The organism is Streptomyces alkaliterrae, from assembly GCF_007097205.2.
Taxonomy (GTDB): Bacteria; Actinomycetota; Actinomycetes; order Streptomycetales; family Streptomycetaceae; genus Streptomyces; species Streptomyces alkaliterrae.
Map to the genome: position 1 here is coordinate 1 of NZ_VJYK02000391.1, position 4,265 is coordinate 4,265.

A 4,265-nucleotide genomic window follows, 5' to 3' on the forward strand; every position below is an offset into this window, starting at 1 on the left:
CCGCCGCAGGCACCCGCGCCCGCCCCGGTCAGCCTCAGCAAGGTCACGCTGACCAAGGAGGCCCCCGCGGTGTCGCTCACCAAGCAGGGCGGCACCAGCGGCACCCTTCGCGTCAACCTCAACTGGGAGGTGCGCAAGCAGTTCAAGGGCTGGGGGCAGAAGCTCGGCCGGGCCCTCGCCCAACACGCCGACCTCGACCTGGACCTCGGCGCGCTGTTCGAGCTGGCGGACGGCCGCAAGGGTGTCGTCCAGGCCATCGGCAACACCTTCGGCGCGCTCCACCAGCCGCCCTACATCCACCTCGACGGCGACGACCGGACCGGCGCCTCCGCCAGCGGCGAGAACCTGAGCATCAACCTCGACCGCGTCCAGGACTTCCGCCGCATCCTCGTCTTCGTCACCATCTACGACGGCGCCCGCTCCTTCGCCGGTCTCAACGCCACCGTCACGCTGCAGCCGCAGTTCGGCGCGCCCGTGGAGTTCTTCCTCGACGAGTGCGACGTGCCCTCCCCGGTGTGCGCGCTGGCCCTGCTGACCAACCAGGGCGGCGAGCTGGTCGTCCAGCGGGAGGCGCGCTACCTGGTGCCCGAACGCGGCGTGAGCCCGCAGCGCACCCTGGACTACGCCTACGGCTGGGGTCTCCAGTGGACCCCCGGCCGCAAGTAGCCCGCACGGCCTCCACCCGTCCGACGAGGCCGGCGGGCCGGCGCACCCCGAGGGCGCCGGCCCGCCGCCGCGTATCCTGAGCGCTGTGAAGATCGCGCTCATCGACTCCGGTATCGGCCTGCTGCCCGCCGCCGCCGCCGTACGCCGCCTGCGGCCGGACGCGCACCTGGTGCTCTCCTCGGACCCCGACGGAGTGCCGTGGGGCCCGCGCACCCCGGCCGACATCGCCGCCCACGCGCTGGCCTGCGCCCGGGCCGCCGCCGCCCAACGACCGGACGCGCTGATCGTCGCCTGCAACACCGCCTCCGTGCACGCCCTGCCCGCGCTGCGCGCCGAGCTGGAACCCGCGATCCCGGTCGTCGGGACGGTACCCGCGATCAAACCGGCCGCCGCCGACGGCGGCCCGCTGGCGGTCTGGGCCACCCCCGCCACTACCGGCAGCCCCTACCAGAAGCGGCTCATCGACGACTTCGCCGCCGGCGTCGAGGTCACCGGCGTCCCCTGCCACGGGCTCGCCGACGCCATCGAGCGCGGGGACGAGGACGCCATCGACACCGCCGTCGCCGCGGCGGCCGCCCTCACCCCGCCGGACATCCACGCCGTCGTCCTCGGCTGCACCCACTACGAACTGGTGGGCGAGCGGATCCGCGCCGCCGTGCAGCGCGCGGAGCGGCCGCCGCTGCGGCTGTACGGCTCCGCGCGGGCCGTCGCCGCCCAGGCCCTCCGCCGGATCGGCACCGTACCGCGCTCACCGGCGCACCCCGCCGGCTCGCTGACCGTGCTGCACAGCGGGCGCCCCGCCGAACTCACCCCCGTCGCCCTCGGTTACGCCGAGGGCCGCGCACTGGCCGCCCCGAGCCCCGCCTGACCACGCCGGCACGCCGCCCGCCGGCCCGGGTGGGGAACGTGCGACCTGCGGACCCGTAGGCTCACCCCATGGCGACCCCCGACTTCATCCGCGAGCTCCGCGGCGCCGCCCTGGGCCGGGGCCTGCTCTTCCTCCCCGGCGTCACCGCCATCGTCTTCGACGACGAGGGGCGAGTGCTGCTCGGGCGGCGCAGCGACACCGGGCGCTGGGCCGTCATCGGCGGCATCCCCGAACCGGGCGAGCAGCCCGCCCAGTGCGCGGTACGGGAGGTCTACGAGGAGACCGCCGTGCGGTGTGTGGCCGAGCGGATCGTGCTCGTGGAGACCAGGGAGCCGATCACCTACCCCAACGGCGACGTCTGCCAGTTCCTCGACATCACCCTGCGCTGCCGCGCCGTCGGCGGACGGGCCCGCGTCAACGACGACGAGTCGCTGGAGGTCGGCTGGTTCGCCCCCGACGCGCTGCCGCCGCTGGAGGACTTCGGCCTCACGAGGGTGAAGCTCGCCGCCGACGAGACGGCCCCCACCTGGTTCGCCCCGGCGGACCCTCCGCCCGGCACGCCGGCGGACCCGTCTCAGAGCTTGCGGTAGCCGTACGCCTCCTCCGCCGCCGCGGCTACCGCCTCGGCGTCCGCCCCGGCCGACGCCGCCACCAGCGCCGCCACCGCGCCCTCCAGGAACGGCGCGTCCGCCAGCCGGGTGCCCGAGGGTAGTTCGTCCTCGGCGAGGAGCGCACGCACCGTCAGCACCGCGCTGCCCAGATCGGCCAGCACGACCACACCCGCGCCGCCGTCCACCCGCCGCGCGGCGGCCGCCACCCGCTCGGAGCTGGTGCCCACCCCGCCGTCGTCCGTGCCGCCTGCCGCCTCGACCGGAGCCACCGCGCCACCGGCCGCCAGATCCCGCGCGAGGCGGGCCACCGACTCCGCGACCTGCGCGCTGTGCGACACCAGCACCAGCCCCACCGGGCCGGGGTCCGTCCCGGAGTTCGCGCCCTCACTCATCGCCGACCGCCTCGACCAGCGCGGCCACCAGCAGCGCGGACGACGCGGCCCCCGGATCCTGGTGCCCGACGCTGCGCTCGCCCAGATAGCTCGCCCGCCCCTTGCGGGCCAGCAGCGGCAGGGTGTCCACCGCGCCCTGCCGTGCGGCGGTCGCGGCGGCCTGCAACCCGCCCTCCAACGCGTCCACCGCCGGAAGGAGCGCGTCCAGCATCGTCTTGTCGCCGGCGGCCGCGCCACCGAGCCGCGCCACCCCGTCCACCCCGGCCGCCAGCGCGGCGCGCAGACCCGGCAGATCGGTGCTCGGCGCGTCCCCGAGCTCCTTGCCCGCCCGGCGCAGCAGCGTTCCGTACAGCGGTCCTGCAGCTCCGCCGACCGAGGAGATCAGCGTCCGCCCCGCGAGAGTGAGCACCGCGCCCGGTGTCGCCGGTGACTCCTCGGCCAGCGCCACCGTCACGGCCTGGAAGCCCCGGCGCATGTTGTCGCCGTGGTCGGCGTCGCCGATCGCGGCGTCCAGTTCCGTGAGGGTCTTCGCCTCCCGGTCGACGTCACGCGCGCAGGCGTCCATCCACCGCAGGAAGAACCCGGTGTCCAGCTCCACTCGTCCCACTCCTGTTCTTTCCCAGCCGTTCCGCTCAGACGCCCCAGCGCAGTGCCGCGGTCCGTACCGGCGCGTCCCACAACCTCAGCAGCTCCTCGTCGGCCTGGCAGAACGTCACCGACGCGCCCGCCATGTCCAGCGACGTCACGTAGTTCCCGACGAGCGTACGCGCGACCACCACCCCGCGCGCGTCCAACGCCCGACGCACCTCGGCGTTGAAGCCGTACAGCTCCAACAGGGGTGTCCCGCCCATGCCGTTGACCAGCAGCAGCACGGGGGCGGTGGGTTGCAGGTCGGTCAGCAGGGCGTCCACGGTCGCGTCGGCGATCTCCCGCGCGGTCATCATTCCGCGCCGCTCCCGACCGGGCTCGCCGTGGATGCCGATGCCCAACTCCAGTTCGCCGTCCGGCAGGTCGAATGTCGGGGAGCCCTTGGCCGGGGTGGTGCAGGCGGTCAGGGCCACCCCGAAGCTGCGGCAGGAGTCGGCCACCTTGCGGGCGATCCAGGCGACCCGGTCCAGCGGCGCGCCCTCGTCGGCGGCGGCGCCGGCGATCTTCTCCACGAACAGGGTGCCGCCCGTGCCGCGCCGGCCGGCCGTGAAGGTGCTGTCGACCACCGCCACGTCGTCCGCCACCAGCACCTTGGCGACCTGGACGCCCTCGTCCTCTGCCAGCTCGGCGGCCATGTCGAAGTTGAGCACGTCGCCGGTGTAGTTCTTCACCACAAAAAGCACGCCCGCGCCGCCGTCCACGGCCGCCGCCGCCTTCACCATCTGGTCCGGCACCGGACTGGTGAACACCTCACCGGGGCAGGCGGCGTCCAGCATGCCCGGCCCGACGAAGCCGCCGTGCAGCGGCTCGTGCCCGCTGCCGCCGCCGGAGACCAGGCCGACCTTCCCGGCGACCGGCGCGTCCCTGCGCACCACCAGGCGGGCCGACACGTCCACCGTCAGCTCCGGATGCGCGGCGGCCATGCCCCGCAGCGCGTCGGCCACCACCGTCTCCGGCACGTTGATCAGCTGCTTCATCGTCGTCTCCCGTCGGCTCGCCGGCGCCTGTCGCCTGTCGGGGCGCGGGTGACCGCCGCCCGCTGTGCCCAGTGTGGACCCATACCCACCCGTACCGCCTTCC

5 protein-coding genes and 1 pseudogene are annotated in these 4,265 nt (G+C 75.0%); 3 read left to right on the forward strand and 3 right to left on the reverse strand.

Translation table 11 applies throughout. The features are described 5' to 3' along the window. From FNX44_RS24335 to FNX44_RS24345, 3 genes and pseudogenes are all read left to right on the forward strand, one after another. Positions 1–666 (forward strand): annotated as a pseudogene (locus FNX44_RS24335) (TerD family protein); the annotation flags it as partial. Between the two features lie 85 nt (positions 667–751). Continuing rightward, the gene (locus FNX44_RS24340) at positions 752–1,534 is read left to right on the forward strand and encodes a glutamate racemase (RefSeq protein WP_181355482.1); all 783 of its coding nucleotides are present in this window, start codon (positions 752–754) and stop codon (positions 1,532–1,534) included. Positions 1,535–1,602: 68 nt separating this feature from the next. Continuing rightward, positions 1,603–2,124, forward strand: a complete 522-nt coding sequence (locus tag FNX44_RS24345) for an NUDIX hydrolase (RefSeq protein WP_143651118.1) — start codon at positions 1,603–1,605, stop codon at positions 2,122–2,124. Here the strand turns inward: FNX44_RS24345 and FNX44_RS24350 are convergent. The 3 genes from FNX44_RS24350 to dhaK form a co-directional block, all read right to left on the reverse strand. Continuing rightward, positions 2,109–2,537: a PTS-dependent dihydroxyacetone kinase phosphotransferase subunit DhaM gene (locus FNX44_RS24350; protein WP_143651120.1), complete on the reverse strand. Its 429-nt coding sequence runs from the start codon at positions 2,535–2,537 to the stop codon at positions 2,109–2,111. The two genes, FNX44_RS24345 and FNX44_RS24350, sit on opposite strands and share 16 nt — an antisense overlap. Then, positions 2,530–3,102 carry a dihydroxyacetone kinase subunit DhaL gene (dhaL, locus tag FNX44_RS24355; RefSeq protein ID WP_143651124.1) on the reverse strand — a complete coding sequence of 191 codons (573 nt, stop codon included), beginning with the start codon at positions 3,100–3,102 and terminating at the stop codon, positions 2,530–2,532. Before dhaL ends, FNX44_RS24350 begins: the two co-directional genes overlap by 8 nt. A 67-nt stretch (positions 3,103–3,169) precedes the next feature. Then, entirely contained in the window at positions 3,170–4,162 is a 993-nt protein-coding gene (dhaK, locus tag FNX44_RS24360; protein ID WP_143651122.1) for a dihydroxyacetone kinase subunit DhaK, read from the reverse strand. Between the last annotated feature and the right edge of the window lie 103 nt (positions 4,163–4,265).

Coding starts and splice junctions, on each gene's coding strand:
- FNX44_RS24345 (WP_143651118.1), top strand. CDS start 1,603: ATGGCGACCCCCGACTTCATCCGCGAGCTCCGCGGCGCCGCCCTGGGC.
- FNX44_RS24350 (WP_143651120.1), bottom strand. CDS start 2,537: ATGAGTGAGGGCGCGAACTCCGGGACGGACCCCGGCCCGGTGGGGCTG.
- dhaL (WP_143651124.1), bottom strand. CDS start 3,102: ATGGACGCCTGCGCGCGTGACGTCGACCGGGAGGCGAAGACCCTCACG.
- dhaK (WP_143651122.1), bottom strand. CDS start 4,162: ATGAAGCAGCTGATCAACGTGCCGGAGACGGTGGTGGCCGACGCGCTG.